This window comes from Rhodopirellula sp. UBA1907, assembly GCF_002337565.1.
GTDB lineage: Bacteria > Planctomycetota > Planctomycetia > Pirellulales > Pirellulaceae > Rhodopirellula > Rhodopirellula europaea.
In genome coordinates this window covers 63,523-80,815 of the sequence record NZ_DDGH01000084.1, presented here as the reverse complement: position 1 = coordinate 80,815, position 17,293 = coordinate 63,523, and the positions used below count along the sequence as shown (strand labels likewise).

The 17,293-nt window shown below is 57.3% G+C and carries 13 protein-coding genes; 11 read left to right on the top strand and 2 right to left on the bottom strand.

Annotation, left to right across the window (positions count from 1 at the left end; all coding sequences use genetic code 11):
• From pta to B2R17_RS18805, 3 genes are all read left to right on the top strand, one after another.
• The coding region (gene pta, locus B2R17_RS18815) for a phosphate acetyltransferase (protein ID WP_286765169.1) at window positions 1–1,404 on the top strand (1,404 nt) is incomplete at its 5' end.
• Entirely contained in the window at window positions 1,401–2,513 is a 1,113-nt protein-coding gene (locus tag B2R17_RS18810; protein ID WP_286765168.1) for an acetate/propionate family kinase, read from the top strand. The genes pta and B2R17_RS18810, both read left to right, overlap by 4 nt.
• A 183-nt stretch (window positions 2,514–2,696) precedes the next feature.
• Complete coding sequence (locus tag B2R17_RS18805) at window positions 2,697–3,728, top strand: aldo/keto reductase (RefSeq protein WP_286765167.1); 1,032 nt, start codon at window positions 2,697–2,699, stop codon at window positions 3,726–3,728.
• A gap of 46 nt (window positions 3,729–3,774) precedes the next feature.
• On the opposite strand, the gene B2R17_RS18800 is transcribed toward B2R17_RS18805, so the two are convergent.
• Window positions 3,775–4,191, bottom strand: coding sequence for a VF530 family protein (locus B2R17_RS18800; protein WP_286765166.1), 417 nt, complete (start codon window positions 4,189–4,191; stop codon window positions 3,775–3,777).
• Window positions 4,192–4,373: 182 nt separating this feature from the next.
• Here B2R17_RS18800 and B2R17_RS18795 point away from each other — a divergent pair, with 182 nt between their 5' ends.
• From B2R17_RS18795 to B2R17_RS18785, 3 genes are all read left to right on the top strand, one after another.
• Entirely contained in the window at window positions 4,374–6,668 is a 2,295-nt protein-coding gene (locus tag B2R17_RS18795) for a VIT domain-containing protein (RefSeq protein ID WP_286765165.1), read from the top strand.
• Window positions 6,665–7,339, top strand: a complete 675-nt coding sequence (gene rrtA / locus B2R17_RS18790; protein ID WP_286765164.1) for a rhombosortase — start codon at window positions 6,665–6,667, stop codon at window positions 7,337–7,339. The genes B2R17_RS18795 and rrtA overlap by 4 nt, the downstream gene beginning before the upstream one ends.
• Window positions 7,340–8,113: 774 nt before the next feature.
• Window positions 8,114–9,943 carry a Xaa-Pro dipeptidyl-peptidase gene (locus B2R17_RS18785; protein WP_286765163.1) on the top strand — a complete coding sequence of 610 codons (1,830 nt, stop codon included), beginning with the start codon at window positions 8,114–8,116 and terminating at the stop codon, window positions 9,941–9,943.
• Window positions 9,944–9,996: 53 nt separating this feature from the next.
• On the opposite strand, the gene B2R17_RS18780 is transcribed toward B2R17_RS18785, so the two are convergent.
• On the bottom strand, window positions 9,997–11,328 hold the full coding sequence (locus B2R17_RS18780) for a hypothetical protein (protein WP_286765162.1): 1,332 nt from the start codon (window positions 11,326–11,328) through the stop codon (window positions 9,997–9,999).
• A gap of 190 nt (window positions 11,329–11,518) precedes the next feature.
• Here B2R17_RS18780 and tssK point away from each other — a divergent pair, with 190 nt between their 5' ends.
• From tssK to tssB, 5 genes are all read left to right on the top strand, one after another.
• Window positions 11,519–13,015 carry a type VI secretion system baseplate subunit TssK gene (gene tssK, locus B2R17_RS18775; protein ID WP_236616050.1) on the top strand — a complete coding sequence of 499 codons (1,497 nt, stop codon included), beginning with the start codon at window positions 11,519–11,521 and terminating at the stop codon, window positions 13,013–13,015.
• Window positions 13,015–13,659, top strand: a complete 645-nt coding sequence (locus tag B2R17_RS18770; RefSeq protein ID WP_008670738.1) for a DotU family type IV/VI secretion system protein — start codon at window positions 13,015–13,017, stop codon at window positions 13,657–13,659. Before tssK ends, B2R17_RS18770 begins: the two co-directional genes overlap by 1 nt.
• 33 nt (window positions 13,660–13,692) lie before the next feature.
• Window positions 13,693–15,438: a type VI secretion system protein gene (locus B2R17_RS18765; RefSeq protein WP_008670739.1), complete on the top strand. Its 1,746-nt coding sequence runs from the start codon at window positions 13,693–13,695 to the stop codon at window positions 15,436–15,438.
• Between the two features lie 150 nt (window positions 15,439–15,588).
• A complete protein-coding gene (gene tssA / locus B2R17_RS18760) occupies window positions 15,589–16,662 on the top strand; it encodes a type VI secretion system protein TssA (protein ID WP_008670740.1) in 1,074 nt (357 codons plus the stop codon).
• A 71-nt stretch (window positions 16,663–16,733) separates the two neighbouring features.
• A complete protein-coding gene (gene tssB, locus B2R17_RS18755) occupies window positions 16,734–17,258 on the top strand; it encodes a type VI secretion system contractile sheath small subunit (protein WP_008656326.1) in 525 nt (174 codons plus the stop codon).
• The last annotated feature ends 35 nt before the right edge of the window (window positions 17,259–17,293 follow it).

Here is a 17,293-nt window from a genome sequence, read left to right as displayed (position 1 = left end):
GACCGAGAAGTCGCGGTTCGCAAAGTCGCGGCGATGCAACTGCCCGGATTTCTGGAACGACTTTCCAACGCAGCCCTCGTGATGACACCCGGTGACCGCAGCGACATCCTGGTCGGCTGCGTGTTGGCATGTTCGCAACCCGATGGGCCTTCGCCGGCGGCCGTCGTGCTGACCGGCGGAATCCTGCCGCCTCCTTCTATCCGCCGTCTGGTCGAAAACGCCAACGCGTTGCCGATCCTGGTCGCGAACGAAGACACCTACACAGTCGCCTCCAAAGCCGCCGAGGTTCGCGCCGAGATCGGTGATCATTCCCCACGGAAAATTGAATCCGCGATCGGTGTGTTCGAACGACATGTCGACACAGACTCGCTCGCCGCGCAACTGCAGGCTCCCGTGGTCCCGCGAATCACACCGATGCTGTTTGAACACTCACTGATCCAACGAGCGAGACAGCAACGCGTCAAAATCGTGTTGCCCGAAGCGACGGAACCGCGGATCCTGCAAGCCGTCGACGTGTTGCGACGACGCGATGTGACCGACGTGATTCTGCTCGGCGATCCCAATCTGATTGCCGCCGCGGCAGCACGGGCTGGTGTCATGCTCCCCAACGACGGACTCGAGATCATCGATCCCGCGACCAGTCCACTCAGAGACTCATTCGCCAGCGAGTACTATCAACTTCGAAAACACAAAGGCGTGACCACCGACATCGCCCATGATCGCATGATCGATGTCACCTACTTCGGAACGATGCTGGTGCATCGCGGCTTGGCGGGCGGTTTGGTTTCCGGTGCGATTCATACCACCGCCAACACGATCCGTCCCGCGTTTGAATTCATTCGAACACGGCCCGATGTGAACGTGGTCAGCAGTGTGTTTCTGATGTGTTTGAAGAATGGAGTGCTCGTGTACGGTGATTGCGCCGTGATCCCCAATCCGACAGCCGAACAACTGACTGAAATCGCAATTAGTAGTGCAGAAACGGCCAGCCAGTTTGGCATCGAACCACGAGTTGCCATGCTGTCTTATTCAACCGGTGAAAGTGGTCACGGAGAAGACGTTGACAAAGTGCGCAAGGCAACGGCCATGGTTCGTGAACGAAGACCAGACCTGTTGGTCGAAGGACCACTGCAATACGACGCGGCAATTGACCCTGACGTTGCCGCGACGAAGATGCCCGGAAACCCCGTCGCGGGACAAGCCACCGTATTGGTGTTCCCCGACCTGAACACTGGCAACAATCTTTACAAAGCGGTCCAACGATCTGCAGGTGCCCTTGCAATTGGTCCCGTCCTGCAAGGATTGAACAAGCCGGTCAACGATCTGTCACGAGGATGCACCGTGACCGACATCGTCAACACCGTCGCGATCACCGCCATCCAAGCACAAACGGTGACCGCATGAATATCCTGGTATTCAACGTCGGCAGCACAACGCTGAAGTACGCGTGCATTGACGCGGAAACCGAAGAGATCACCACAGCGGGATTAGTCGACCGAATTGGACAACCGGGCGGAGATGCAATCGACCACATTGCGGCCGCTAAGATTGCTATCAGTGAAGTTGGTCTTAACAACGTGTGTGTAATCGGCCACCGGATCGTGCAAGGCGGTGACCTGTTTCTGGAACCCGCACTCGTCACACCGGATGTCTTGGAACGTCTTCGCACGCTGGACACACTGGCTCCTTTGCACAACCCAGCCGCCCGCTCGGTGGTGGAAGGTTTGGTCGACATCGGAACGCCCCAAGCCCTGGTCTTCGACACGTCCTACTTCGCAACCCTTTCGCCGGCTGCCTATCGCTACGCCGTCCCGGAAGACTGGTATCAGAAACACGCCGTCCGTCGTTACGGTTTTCACGGAACGTCTCATCAGTACGTGACTCAAAAAGCGATCCAGTTCATCGATGGTGACGAGACGTCCCGCATCATTTCGTTGCATCTCGGCGGCGGTGCCAGTGCAACTGCATCGGTTGGCGGTCGTGCCGTCGACACCTCGATGGGAATGACACCACTGGAAGGTCTGGTGATGGCAACGCGATCGGGCGACTTGGACCCAGCCATCGTGCTGCACATGACCGAACACGCTGGGCTCGAACCGAGTGAGGTCCGAAATTCGCTGAATCGAAAAAGCGGTCTGCTCGGGCTGTGCGGCGACCCAGATATGCGGACGGTGCTCGACCGCCGACACGCAGGCGATCCAGCCGCGACGCTGGCGATCGACATTTATGTTCGCCGAATCATCAAGACGATCGGCAGCTACATCGCCATCCTGGGCGGCTTGGATGCGTTGGTCTTCACCGCCGGAGTCGGCCAGCATTCTCCCGAGATACGCTCGCTGGTTTGCCAGTCGCTTGAGCACTTCGGAATCGCATTGTCCGAAGACAAAAACCAAGCTTGCTGCCAAGAAACGACGGACATCTCAGCGACGGACGCACGTGTTCGCACGCTGGTGGTCGATACCAACGAAGAACTGGCCATCGCAAGACTCGTCCGCAACCGCGCAAAATCATGAGCTCACCCGCGACCCATTCCACTGAAATCCATTCTTCGTGAGAACGGATCGTTTTGGCAGGGCACAACCGACCCCCAAGCTTTCCGTCAACGACAACCTCAACATCCACTGACTATCGCGACAGAACCTTCCAATGCGGAAGCATTCGGCAACGTCCAATCCAAACTCTCAACGCATCCAATCATGGAAACTCGACGACTCGGTCGAACCGACCTTCAAACCAGCGTCCTTTCAATCGGCGGACTCTACACCTCTTCTCTCGCAGGCGGTGTGGCTGAATCCAAACGCATCATGCAACGAGCGATCGACCTGGGTGTCAACGCTCTCGACACTGCACCTGCTTATGCAGACAGCGAAGCAACCGTGGGCGAGGCGATTGCGGGAATCGATGCGCCGCTGATAGTGACCACCAAACTCGGCGGCCGACCTCAGCCGTTCGATCCTCAGGACATCAACGGACTGCGTCATTCGGTGGACGAAAGCCTGCGACTTCTCGGTCGCGATCACATCGACATCTTGATGGTGCACGAACCCGATCGACCGCAACAGTATCCTTGGTGGTCCAGCTACGAACCATTGGAAGGTCCGGCATTGGACCTGATCGACGAACTGAAAGCCGCTGGGAAGATTCGCTACACCGGTTTGGCGGGCACCACCGTCACCGAGTTGACATCGTTGGTCAAAAGCAATCGGTTCGACGTCGTGTTGACCGCGTTCAACTACAACGTGCTGTTCCGTGAAGCAGCCGACTCGGTGATCCCCGCCGCTGTCGAAAATGACATGGGCATCGTTCTGGGGTCGGCGTACGGGCAAGGCTTCTTGACCCGCCGTGCTGACACCGAAGTCCTCGCGAAACCAATTTGGTTGGCCGAAGCTCGCCAACAACAATTGCTCGCTTACTACGAACTTCTCGACCAAGCGGCCATGCCCGCGTTCGAGATGTGTCTTCGCTTCGTGTTGTCGAACCCGGCGATCTCAACCATTCCGATCGGTTGCAAGACAGCCGATCATTTGGAAACCAGCGTCAAGGCCGCCGCCAAAGGTCCCTTGCCGGCGGACATCCTGCACCGACTCGACGAGATCGCTGCCATGGTGCCATGCCGTCCGTGGGAAGAACCGATGATCTTGCCATTTGGAAAGTCCTACTTTGGCCCGGGCATTGCCAACATGGGCGCGGCGGTTCAAGTGGGAAAACTAAAACCCGACGAAAGTTGAACGATCGATCGTCAGCGGTGAACCGGCAACACTCGGGACTGAGCAATCAGTCTTCGTTCGAATCGCGACGTCGAGCTTGGTCCCAAACGCTGTCCGGTTTCGCAGGAGTTTCCGTTGCCTGAGACGACTGCTTTCCCTTCCGCTCGTCGTAGCTGATCGAGTCCAGGTACAACCGCTCTACCTTGGCACGAGCCCAATCCGTTTTGCGAAGGAACTTCAAACTGCTGTTGATGCTCGGGTCGTAATTGAAACAGTCGATGCGAATGCGTTCCCCCAATCGGTCCCATCCATACTCGTCGACCAGGTATTCCACCATCGCTTTCAGCGTGACGCCGTGCAACGGATTGTTGGGCTGGGATTTCTTCGGCTGCGAATCACTGAGCGGCATGCTGCTGGACTGAGACGCACGATCGGACTCGGACGCACTATCGGGCTCAGGTGGATTGGGCTGGGGATCATTCATGATTCCTCAAAGGTATCGCAGAAAACGAGCCCCGCAATGACCGCCGCTCAGTCGACGCGAGACGCTCCGAGCGTTCAGTAGCCCTGAAAACGAGAAGTTTCACGATTTCGCGCTCCCCCACCCCAGCAACGGGATCTTCCTAGAGAGTCACTTCGATTCTCAATCCTGGAGCACCTCGTCTCGTGAACGCTCAATCCCCCGGCCATCGGACGCAATCGATGCGATTGTCTTTGATCACGCCCATCGTCGTTCTGGCCTCCGCCTTTGTTTTTTCCGCCGTCGCACAGGCCGGCTACACCGTGCTCGGCGGAATGCCCGTCACTCAGGGACAAATGCGAATCGGTGAGGACGATTTGGAGCGTCTCAAAACCAAGCTCCCGGCACCCAGTCCCAGCTTCACGCTCAAAGAGACTCGAGTGGAAACGGAGATCTCCGGAGTCCTCGCCCGCGTTCGCGTTTCTCAGGTGTTCCAGAATCCACATCCTGATCGCTTGGAAGCGTTGTATGTGTTCCCGCTGCCCGAGGACTGTGCCGTCGACGCTTACTCGTTTCAAATCGGCGAACGTGTGATCGTCGGCGAAGTCAAACGCAAAGAGGAAGCTCGGCAAGAATACGAACAGGCTCGCGACGAAGGCCGCAAAGCCGCCCTGTTGGAACAAGAACGTGCCAACGTGTTCTCTCAATCCGTCGCCAACATCCCAGCGAACAGCGAGGTGACCGTTCACATCGAATACGTTCACCCGCTGGAGATCGACGAAGATCGCTACGTCTTCCGATTCCCGATGGTCGTCGGTCCCCGTTACATCCCAGGAACCCCGGTGACTCGTCCCAACGTGGGACGCGGCTGGGCGGCCGACACCGACCAAGTCCCCGACGCGTCGCGAATCACGCCCGATTCCCTTCCCGAAGGCATGCGAAACGGCAACGACGTGTTCGTCTCCGTCAAGATCGATGCCGCGATGCCGATCCAGCAAATCGTGCCGGTCACTCATGAGCTGGACATTCAGCAAACCTCGGAAACCCACGCGGCTGTCACGCTGAAGAACCAATCCACGATCGCCGACAAGGACTTCATTGTCGAATATCGCTTGGCCGGAGACGACAGCACTCTGGCTTCGTTGACCCATCGCGAATCCGAGGCAGAAGACGGTTACGTGATGTTAGCGTTGCAACCCAAGTGGTCGATCGAGCCAACCGAAATCATGCCCCGCGAAGTGATCCTGGTGCTGGACACCAGCGGATCGATGAACGGGCCCGCGATCAGCCAACTACGTTTGTTCGCTGATCATGTGCTCGATCACTTGAACCCCAACGATGAATTCCGAGTCATCGCGTTCAGCAACCGTTCAACCGCGTTCCAACCCGATGCCGTCTCAGCGACGGACGCCAACATCCAATCCGCCAAACAATTCGTTCGCGGCTTGCGTGCGAGCGGAGGAACCAACCTGTTGCCAGCACTCAAGTTGGCACTCGGCGGCGAGGCAGACGAATCAGCCCGCCCACGCTACATGGTCCTGATGACCGACGCACTGGTCGGCAATGACCATTCGATCCTTCGCTACCTGCGACAACCTGAATTCCAAGACGCTCGCGTGTTCCCCGTCGCATTCGGAGCCGCACCGAACGACTACTTGATCAGCCGAGCCGCCGAGATGGGACGCGGGTTCTCCATGCAAGTCACCAACCAAGACAACTCACCCGAGATCGCTCGCCGGTTCCATGAACTGACCAGCCAACCTTACATGACTGACCTGCAAATCGACTGGGGAGGATTGGTTGTCAAAGACCAAGTGCCTTCGCGGCTTCCCGATCTGTACGCAGGCAAACCGCTGATCGTATTGGGCCGCTACGACACACCAGCGACTGGCATGATCACGCTGAAGGGCAATGTGTCTGGCCAACCTGTTCAGATGGGAATGGAACTCGAACTTCCTGAACAAGAAGCCGAGCACGACTCGATCGGTCCCGTCTGGGCTCGCCAACGAATTCGACAAATTTGGAACCGTGACGTCGGTGCCGAAACACCAGCGGGCCGCGCTGAAATCACCGAACTGGGACTGAAGCATCAACTGATGACTCAGTACACGTCGTTCATCGCCGTTGAGAAAGAACTTTCCGAAGCACCTCAAGGACAATTGATCACCGAATCGGTTCCAGTCATGACACCGGAAGGCATGAACCAAGAAGCAGCCGGCCGATCGGTCGCCGCGGCGAAACCTGCACCTCAACACCAGGCATCCACGAACTCCACACCCGCTTTGCCGGCCGCCTCTGCCCCGGCAACAGTCTCAACACCGGCGCCCGCCTCCACACCCTCGCCGGCTCCTCGATCGAGCGGCGGCAACTACGGGGGCGGCGGTGGAGGAGGCGGCGGACCGATTGGTCCGATCACCGGGATCGTTTCGCTCGGCGGTGCGGCCGCGGCAATGATGCGTCGACGCAAGACGCGAAGCAACAAACAGGATGTGGTCCGATGAGTGCCAGCGAATCACTGCTCGCAGCGCTTCCCAAGACCAACGGCACATCGATCCAATCGATGTGCCGCCTGGGAAGCGGCTGGCTCCGGCAGATCCCAGTGACGCTGCTGGTGTCAGCCATCGCCCTCGCGGCGTTCGTCTTCCCCAGCCTGACCGCTGGTTTGCAATTGGACTTTGCCTCCGTCGAATCCGGACAATGGTGGCGTCTTCTGTCCGGTCACCTCACCCACTTTGGCGGCGGTCATTTGTTTTGGGACTTGCTGATGTTCGCGGTCTTGAGTGCTGCTTGCGAACGACAGAATCCGCGTTTCTATCCCATCGCGCTGATTGCGATGTCAGTTGGTATCTCCGCGACCATCCTGTTCTTGTGCCAGGACGTCACCACCTACCGAGGCCTGAGCGGCATCGACACGGGATTGTTTGTTTGGTTCCTCGCCAACCAAATCCGACAATCTGTCGCCGACCGAGACCGCACGTTCACGTGTTTCTGGACTGCCGCCGGAATCTTGCTCCTCGCCAAGCTTGGCTACGAATTCACCACCGGCGAGATCCTCTTCGTCAACGCCGAAGGTTTTCAACCGCTGGTCGAATCCCACCTCTCCGGCGCCGCCCTCGGAGCGGTCGCTGCCAGCGCCGCAATGTTCTTCCCCCGCGAGCCAGAGCTCCAGTAGCTGACCGAGGCCCCTCGGTCAGCAACCATGTTCAACCGACTGAGAGGCCTCAGTCGGTTACGTTTCAAAACGATGCTGCACTCGTTCCATGCCGGCACATGCTGACAAATTCCCACCGAACGAATCCAAGCCCCCACCACATGTAGCCGACTGAGGCCTCTCAGTCGGCCCGCACTGAAAAACAAAAGCGAAGAGGTGGGTGTGTCTCCGACTGAGAGGCCTCAGTCGGTTACGTTTCGGGACGATACTGCACGCGTTCCACGCCGGCACATGCTGACAAATTCCCACCGAACGAATCCAAGTCCCCACCCCATGTAGCCGACTGAGGCCTCTCAGTCGGCCGAGCACTGAAATTCAGCACCGAAGACAGGGATGGGTCTCCGACTGAGAAGCCTCAGTCGGTTACATGTTGGGGATCGAGCCCTGCTCCGGACGTCCTCCCTTCCTCCACGTGATGAATTCCCATGGGACGAAGCCAAGCATCCTCACACCTAGCCGACTGAGGCCTCTCAGTCGGCCGAGCACTGAAATTCAGCACCGAAGATGCGCATGGGTCTCCGACTGAGAGGCCTCAGTCGGTTACGGGAAGCGTTCTCGATTGCGTTCCATCCCGCCGAGCTGATCCGTCATATCGGAGGATAAACGGACGAAAACGAGCGGTAGATTCGCGAAACGCTCCCCTACCTCGGATTCTTTGCCGTCGCTTGAAGACGGTTCGCTGAGGTGACTAAGCTGATGCGGTCTCGCCTCGATCTCACCTGGGTTTTCACAACCATGAAACGCCTCTGCTCGCCAGTCCTTGCACTCCTGTTTCTCGCGACCTCACCTGTCCAAGGGGGCGATCTTCAGATCCCCGTCATCAAAGATGGCGAGGCACAAATCATCAAGGAACTGGAAGACTCGGACTACTGGATCCGCCATGACCTGTGGGTGGAAACGGAGTTCGACTTGGACGGCGATGGGAAGCTCGACCGGATGCACGTCAGCGTCACGCGTCCAACGCAAACCGATACCCAGTCGCTGAAGCTTCCGGTCATCTACAACTCAAGTCCTTACTTCGCGGGGACCACCGGTGCCGATGAATCCTACTTCTGGGACGCCCGGCAAGAACTCGGTGCCGAACCACCCAAACGATCCGCTGCTCCCGCGATTGAACGCGAAGGCACACGCCCGATCATCTCCAAACGTCACGTCAAAGACTGGCTGCCTCGTGGGTTCGTCGTCGTTCATTCCAGTGCCCCAGGCACCGGCCTTTCGCAGGGTTGCCCAACGGTCGGTGACGATCCCGAAGCCTTGGCTCCCAAAGCCGTGATCGATTGGTTGTGCGGACGCGGCAAGGGATTCACGGAACCCTTCGGTGGCGAACCCGTGGAAGCCTATTGGTCGTCAGGCAAAGTCGGCATGACGGGGACCAGCTACAACGGCACGATTCCGTTGGCCGCCGCAACGACTGGAGTCGAAGGACTGGAAGTCATCATCCCCGTCGCACCCAACACGTCTTACTACCACTACTACCGATCCAATGGATTGGTACGCCATCCCGGTGGTTACCTCGGGGAAGACATCGACATCCTGTACGACTTCATTCACAGCGGTGGCGATGAAGAGATTCGAGCGTACTGCGATTGCCATGTCCGTGACGAACAGATGATGGCCAACCAAGACCGAGCGACCGGTGACTACAACGACTTCTGGTACTCACGCGATTACTTGAACCGCGTCGATGGAGTGAAAGCGGCGGTGCTCATGGCGCATGCCTTCAATGATTGGAACGTCGTTCCCGAACACAGCATCCGGATTTACGAAGCGTTGAAAAAGAACGGTGTCGAAACCCAACTGTTCATGCACCAAGGCGGGCACGGCGGACCTCCACCGATCAGCATGATGAATCGCTGGTTCACTCACTATCTCTATGGCGAAGACAACGGGGTCGAAAAGGGTTCGAAGTCTTGGATTGTTCGCGAAAAAGATGAGCGGACCAAACCAACCGAGTACCCGGAATACCCGCACCCGGAAGCAAAAGACGTGATGGTCTATCCGGTTCCTGGTGCTCCCCAACGCGGGCGTTTGCGGACGTCCCCCCTCACCGAACCAATCACGGAAACGTTGATCGACAACTTTTCGTTCCCAGGCGAAGCGTTGGCACAAGCCGAATACACCGAACATCGCTTGATCTACGCCACGCCCGGATTGAGCGAACCAGTTCATCTTTCAGGAACACCGCGAATCAAACTGCGACTTGCGTGCGATCGTCCCGCCGCCAACCTGAGCGTCTGGTTGGTCTCGCTGCCTTGGAACACAAAGAAGAACTCCAAGATCACCGACAACATCATCACTCGCGGATGGGCCGATCCTCAAAACATCGAATCCATGCGTGAAAGCAAACCGCTCGTCCCGGGCCAGTTCTATGACATCGAGTTCGACCTGCAACCCGATGACCAAGTCATCGCCAAAGGACAACAGATCGGACTGATGGTCTTTTCCAGCGATCGCGATTACACGCTGCATCCCACGCCGGGCACCAAGCTCACGATCGATCTTCAGAACACTCAACTGAGTTTGCCTGTTGTCGGCGGAACGCTTCCGCTCGAATCGCAGGACTGATCAGCGAGCTCGCCAACTGAAGACGACTTGCTCGCGGAAGTCGTCTTGGTCGCTCAAAGCGACAACCGAAGATCAAACACCATCCGGGTGTCGAACCAGTCGTCATCGGCGGCGGTGATGCCGGTCGCGAATCCGAATTCCCACAACCCCATGTCGTTCTCGGGTCCCAGTACAAAACGGGCACCCGGATAGAATTCGATCGCGGTTTCACCGTCGACGGCCTGCAGCGTGCCCGCTGAATCGTGATAGCCGCCATACAGAAACGATAGTGTTCGAACCTCGAAGGTCGGCAAGAATGCGAACACATCGCTTTCCGCTGCGATCGTGCTGACGCCCCAGCCCGTGGTCAACACATCTCCGGCGACGCCAGCGGTTCCTTTGATGGGAGTCCAATATTTGACTTCGCCGAAGACGTAGGTTTCCGGACGAAGACAGCGTCGACCCAGCAATCCAAATTCCAGCGACGTGTGACCGGTTCCCAGGCCTCGGTCGGCGGGACCACTCGCCAAATAAGTTCGAAAGATTGTCGCAACCTTCGTGCGTTTGCCATCAACCAACAGAGCTTGAGCACCCAGGACGATGTCACCGAAACCGGTCGTGTTCCCGTTCACTTCCGGGTCCACCGACCGCATCGTGTACTGCGTCAACGCCATCAATCGCTCCGTCCCCGCAGCAAGTCGAAAGATCAGATCTTGCGAGTTCACGCCCGACTCATTGTCTGGCGGGTCGCCCCAGTAATACTCCGCTCGATCCGGCGTTCGCAGCCCGTGGTCGACTTGGTAGCGGATGCCCACGTGAGCTGGAACGATCGCGGTGTCCAAAACGTTGGGAGCAAACATCACTCGTTCGTAACCGATGCCACGATCACGCGAACGATTTTGACGAAAGTGGGCTCCGGGGCTGAGACGTTCGAACGCTTCGTGAATGTTTGGGAACGAGAAATCCTGCCAAGGAGTCCACTGGCTGGAAACCAGTTCGCGGCATTGATTGCAGCCGCAGCCCACATCGCACCCCGACTCGCAATTGCAAGTTGACTGACAACCACAACTCGAACCGACCGGGGTGTCACCGCCAATCGCCAACCAATCCGCGGATTCGCCGACGATGGGCTCGGGGTAGATGCTCGGTGAGCCGATCGAAATCGACTCGATTTCGCCACGCGGGACGGGAAGCGGTTCAAAAAGAGGTGCTTCGATCAAACCTTCCGCGTGCAGCGGTGCGTCCGAGAGCGAGTCATGGCGCAGCAGCGGGGCACCGAGGTCGTTCCACACCACCGGATCTTGAGCCGAAAGCGGAAACGCCAACACGGCGTGCGAAAGCAGCAGAGCGATGAGGACGGGTTTGATCACACTTCGTCGCGGGGCCTGGATGTTGCGGCAGTTCACTTCGCGAGTCAAAGTGAAGTCACGACAACCGTGAAAGCATGTCGTGAAACTAAGAGTGGCTGTCTGTATCGGTAATATCGTCTGGAAGTATGCACGCAAATTAGCTAATCTCCGACCGCATACCAAGATTGGGGCTTGCTAGAGTCAAATGGATTTGACGGCACCCAGCCAACGTTCGGAAAGGAATCCGATGCAGAATCTTGCGGTCCATTGGCACGAGGGACTGTTCCTCCGACCACACCATCTTCAAGCATGGGATCGCCATTGGCAGGAAAGCCAAGCGGCGTCTTCACGCTGGCAGAACCCCTACAGCTATGGACTGGCGAGCATCTCGATCAATGCGGATGCGCTCGCGCTGGGATTTTTCCAACTCGACGGCGTCCGAGCCAAAATGCCGGAGGGCACGTTGGTGGAATTGGCCGTGGGAGAATCAACCGAACGAGTTGACCTGCGAGCGGGATTTGCCGTTTCCGGTGCCACTCCCTCAACTTCCGAAACACCGGACGCTGCTCACGAAACCATTCCGGTTGGCGGCGGCGACAGCGTCGACGTGTTCCTTGCGGTTCCTCGGTTGCAGCTTGGTGTTTCCAACGTGGCCGAAGGCGATCAGGCCGACGGAGCCCGTTTTCGACAACTTCAAATTCATGTTCCGGACGAAACCGATGGAGCCAGCGTCGAGCCCGTCCTGTTTCGCCGCGTCAACGCCGTCCTCAAACTTTCGACCGAAGACCTGACCGGTTACGACGTGTTGCGGATCGCTCGTGTGAAACGAGGCACGGTTGGCGGAGCGATCGCGGAACTGGATGAACGGTACGTTCCACCGTTGATGGATTGTGCCGCATGGTCCCAAATGAGACAGCGGTTTCTGCGGCCGATCCACGACATGATGATGCTCAAGATCGAACTGTTGTCGCAGCTCGTCAATGATCGCAGCGTTCGAATGGACGCCGAGCAACCCGGTGACCTCCAACGCATCTTGATGCTTCAAACGCTCAATCAAGCAGCCGCGGTTCTCGGTGTTCTAAATCAATCCAGCGGCGTCCATCCGTGGAACGCCTACGTAGAACTCAGCCGTGTCGCCGGGGGTTTGGATCTGTTTGGTGAAACACGATCTTTGCAGGCGATCGCCGCTTACGATCACGATGCAATCGGCCCGCTGTTTCAAGAGTTGCGACGAAGAATTGAATCGCGAATCGCATCGGTCGGCCAGAACGCCTACCAACAACGCTTCTTCATCGGAGCAGGTTTGGGCATGCAGGTCAGCCTGGACCCGCAATGGTTGACAAGCGATTGGCAGTGCGTTTTGGGCGTGCGTCGTGGCAAACTCTCCGCCGCGGGACTCGACAAGCTGCTCTCGCCTGGTTTCCTCGATTGGAAAATGGGCAGTGCCCGACAAGTCGAAACGCTGTACAGCAAACGCGCGATGGGATTGGAACTGAAACCATTGCGAGAAGTCCCGCGAGTCTTGCCGTCTCAATCGGACTGGAGCTTCTTCGAGATCAGCGGTCGCGGCCCGGCCTGGACCGACGTCTTGGACACCGGCACGATCGCACTTCGCATTCGTGAACAATTGATTGACGATCCGCAAAAGTTGGCGGGCAATCAAACCCTGAAGGTTCGCATGGACGCTCACACCACTTCCTTGCAATTCGCGATCTTCGCGACCAAGCGATCGGATTCAGTGTGATGAATGAATCACTCGAACAATTTGCGGACGACTACACCGAATGCGTGCTGGCGTTGATCGACCGGTTGCATGCCGACGAGCCCTTGGACCCCGTCGCCATTCACGAAACTTTGTCGCAACGTTTGACCGAAGCGCGGCAAAGTCACCATCACGATGATCGCTGGGAAGAAGCGATGTACGCATTGGTTTCTCTGACCGACGAGTTGTTGCTGGAGATGCCATGGTCCGGTCGATCTTGGTGGAACGATCACGTGTTGGAAGCCAGTCTGTTTGGTTCACGTGATTGCAGCGAACGCTTCTATCAGATGGCTGCCGTCGCCAGTCGTGAATCCTCCAACGGCGTGTTGCGAGTCTTTCACGATTGCGTCCTGTTGGGATTCCGTGGCGTGTACTCCATTCCAGGTCTGTCAGAAGCCACCACGAAAGAACTGGGCATTCCAGCAACGTTGGAACTTTGGCTGGAAAAGACACAGCACCAACTCAGCAGCGATGCTGCCGAGGTCGACCCTCCAGCACGTCTGCACCGATCTCTGAGTGGAGCGGCACCGAACACGACGCGACGAAGCATCGTTTGGTGGACGGTCGCGGCGGCAACGATGTTGATCGCCAACATCACGATGTACACGCTTTCGGCGGGAAAGTAATGCCAATCCCATACAACTCGACGAGAACGATCGATGTCCGATGATGCGACGCCCAGTCTGAAAGATCGCCTGAAATCGCGACTGAACGTGTCGTTGGCCGCTATGGTTGCCGCGTTGGTGGGAATTGGTCTGCTGGTCTTGGCCGCAGCCGCTTGGTTGGCCTACTCAATCGACCCGACGCGAATCGCTTGGGGCGACTACATGACGCTTCAGCGTGGTGTTTGGTTGCTGGTTCTTTGGGCACTTTCCTGCGTGGTCACCTATGTGACGGTACGCATTTGGATGGCGGACATTCCGCTCGGCGACGCTCGCGTTCGCGCCGGTTGGAAAACGGGCATGCAATTGCTGTCGCAGCATAGCGTGGGACTCAACCAAATCCCTTGCTTCTTGGTGTTGGGCTGTGAAACACGACATCAACAAGAAGCGTGGCTCGGATCCGAAGGGGCTCCCGTCGCTCAATCCACGTCGGAAGGCTCTCCCGCAATCGATTGGCATCTTTCCAAAGATCGCTTGCTGATCTTCTGCCGAGACATTGGTGTGTATGGGACACTCCTGCGAAGCGGAACATCGGACGAACACGCCGAGCAGCCAAAATCAGTTCCAGAACATGTCGCCGAGGCATCAGATTCACCGTCCGCGTCACCGTCGGATGCAAACGCCAGCGAAGAGCCCGTAGCGGACAGCGACGAATCATCCATGGGTGATTCAACCGACGACGCGCCAGCAACGGAACCTCACGCCGAACCACTTGCCGCCGGTGCAAACCCATCCGCCGTTGCCGTGGCTCAGCCTCAAACTCAGGCAGCAAAGACACAGTCCACCTCCGTCGCTCACGCCATGCAATCGCTCGAACGAGCCGATCGCTTGGTCCAAGACGCTCAATCGATCCGACCGATGACTCAGCCCACTCGGGCGATCCCTGATTCGCTGTCCTCGGTTCGCACCACACAATCACAGCAAGAGCTGTCCGATTTGTGTGCACGATTGCGAGCCGAACGATTTCCACACGCACCCATCAACGGCACGCTTGTGATGGTGGATTCGCGAATGATCGCCGAAGGAGGCTCCTCGCCCGGTGAGTCGGGCCGAAAAATCGGGCGAGCGATCCGTCGCGACCTCGATCAGATGCAATCCGAATTGGGAATCGCCAGCCCAGTCACCATGATGATCGCCGAAAATGATCATCCCGACGACTACAAAGAACTGCAACGACGCTTGCGGATGGTGGAACAACAATCGTCAGTGGCATTGGGCAAACCATTTGTTTCGGAAGAGATTCCCACCGGCGAAGCAATGAACCAATTGGCAAATGACACGATTCGAGAGATCGAAAATCGTGTCAAACAGGTTTTCCAAGTGCCGCGTTCGCTCACCCAACCTCAAAACCATCGCTTGGTTCGCGTTCTGATCCAGTGTCGTCGCTGGCGTTCCTCCCTGCGAAGCCTGATGGTCGAAAGCTGTGCAGCGAATCCGGTGGACATGTCGTCTTCGCATTCCGGAAGCATGTCGGAAGTCAACGCACCAATCGTCAGCGGTCTGTTTGTCGCATCGCCAGGCCAACGCTCGGCTAAGAGCAACGGAACGAAGGGACACTTCTTTGAGTCCGTCGTCGCACACATGATCGACCAACAAAATCATTTGGCTTGGACGTCGGAAGAACGAAAGGCCTGGCGACGTCACCAGCGTTTCGCGGCGTCGCTGATGGTGGTCACAGGAATCTTGATCGCACTGTTTCTCATTCAACTTTGGATCTTGTTGCGACCCATCATTTTCACTTGATGCCTTTCAGCGCTTTTGGATCATTCCACGCATTTTTCAGAAAAGAAATCAAAGTGACTCAGGGTTCAGAAACGAAAAGTCGATTCAATCGCTACAGGCAAATATCCAGACAGTGATGAGTGTCCGCCAAACCAAGACCCGACATCGTTCATGACAATTGCCGACCTCTCAACGCTGACCGCTCCCGTCTCTCCGGACTCGCCTTCTGGCGTGAGTCTTGAGTACGACGCTCGGTTTGTTGAGATGACCCGGTTGGCAGAAGGCACTCGGGAACAGCAATACGGCAAGACTGTCATTGCGGCTCAACCACCGGACTGGCGAACCATTCACCAGCTTGCTGTCGAAATGGCGAGCGAAACTCGCGATCTTCGATTGGCCGTTCTCCTAGTCGAAAGCCAGACGCACCTGAAGGGACTCGACGGCCTGACCGAATCGATGACGCTTCTTCGCGATTGGGTCCGTGACCATTGGGGCGATGTTCATCCGCAACTGGATCCCGAAGACAACAACGATCCGTTCATTCGAATCAACGCCCTTGGTCGTCTTTGCGAACCAGAGCGATTGCCATCGATGATCGGCCGGATGACCTTGGTCGAATCACTGCCTCATGTGGTGGTGACGCTCAACGACGTGCGTCGGTCGCGTGGCGAGCTGAATGCGAGCTCATCCGCGGATTCGCCCACGCCGATGGAAGTGGAAGCCGCCTTTTTAGCGTTGCCGGTTGCCGAGCTTCGACATCGCTATGAAGCCTGCCAACAAGCCGAAAATGCACTGCGTGAGACGGTGGAATTCCTGGACCAGCATCTCGGAACGGGGATTTGGGAAACCAAAGAGCTGTCGTCCTGCCTGTCCGCGTGCAGCCAATTATTCAAGACACACCTTCGACAACGTTTGTCCGTTTCGGATGCCGCGGTCAAAGATGTCAGCGGCGATGAATGCGAGCCAGCCGCTTCCCACGACACTTCCAATCAGTGGGACTCCGAGGATGTTGACGAATCAATCGTCAGCCTCAGCCGTATTCGGGTTCAGTCACGTGAAGAAGCCGCGCAAGTTCTCGACGCGGCGACGAAGTACTTCGAGTTGTACGAACCATCCAGCCCGGTGCCGTTGTTGCTGCGTCGGGCTCGCCGGATGATCAACCAAGACTTCGTCGACATCATTCGCGAACTCGCACCCGATGCGCTCTCGCAAGCAAGAAACCTGGCTGGCCAGTTTGACGACTGAATCCTAGCAGTCATCCAAACCCAACCATTCACAAATTCACCCTATCGCCGCTGTTCTGAAAAGGAAAGCTGATGTCCGAAAGCAGCCAAAAATTCATTGCTCGTAACCGTCCGCCTCGCGTTCAAATCGAATACGACGTGGAAACTTACGGTTCCGAGAAGAAGGTTCAGCTTCCTTTCGTGATGGGAGTGCTTGCTGACTTGTCGGGCAATCCGTCCGAGCCACTCGAAGACGTCGCCGATCGAAAGTTCCTGGAAACGGACATCGACAATTTCGACGACCGTTTGAAATCGATGAAGCCACGCGCTGCGTTTCAAGTGGACAACACGCTGACCGGCGAAGGCAGCCTGAACGTCGACTTGACCTTCGAGTCCATGGACGATTTCACTCCTGGCCAAATCGCCAAACGTGTGGAACCACTCAACAAGTTGCTCAACGCACGCACGCAATTGGCTCAGTTGGTGACCTACATGGACGGCAAAGCCGGCGCCGAAGAATTGGTGTCCCGATTGATCAACGATCCTGAACTGTTGAAAGAGCTCGCCGAAAAGCCGCTCGAAATTGATGAATCTGATTCGGCCGCAGAAGCCGCCTGATCGAATCGTCACACCAACACCCACCACCAATCTCG

Coding starts and splice junctions, on each gene's coding strand:
- rrtA (WP_286765164.1), top strand. CDS start 6,665: ATGAGTGCCAGCGAATCACTGCTCGCAGCGCTTCCCAAGACCAACGGC.
- B2R17_RS18800 (WP_286765166.1), bottom strand. CDS start 4,191: ATGAATGATCCCCAGCCCAATCCACCTGAGCCCGATAGTGCGTCCGAG.
- B2R17_RS18770 (WP_008670738.1), top strand. CDS start 13,015: ATGAATGAATCACTCGAACAATTTGCGGACGACTACACCGAATGCGTG.
- B2R17_RS18765 (WP_008670739.1), top strand. CDS start 13,693: ATGTCCGATGATGCGACGCCCAGTCTGAAAGATCGCCTGAAATCGCGA.
- B2R17_RS18785 (WP_286765163.1), top strand. CDS start 8,114: ATGAAACGCCTCTGCTCGCCAGTCCTTGCACTCCTGTTTCTCGCGACC.
- tssB (WP_008656326.1), top strand. CDS start 16,734: ATGTCCGAAAGCAGCCAAAAATTCATTGCTCGTAACCGTCCGCCTCGC.
- tssA (WP_008670740.1), top strand. CDS start 15,589: ATGACAATTGCCGACCTCTCAACGCTGACCGCTCCCGTCTCTCCGGAC.
- B2R17_RS18805 (WP_286765167.1), top strand. CDS start 2,697: ATGGAAACTCGACGACTCGGTCGAACCGACCTTCAAACCAGCGTCCTT.
- tssK (WP_236616050.1), top strand. CDS start 11,519: ATGCAGAATCTTGCGGTCCATTGGCACGAGGGACTGTTCCTCCGACCA.
- B2R17_RS18810 (WP_286765168.1), top strand. CDS start 1,401: ATGAATATCCTGGTATTCAACGTCGGCAGCACAACGCTGAAGTACGCG.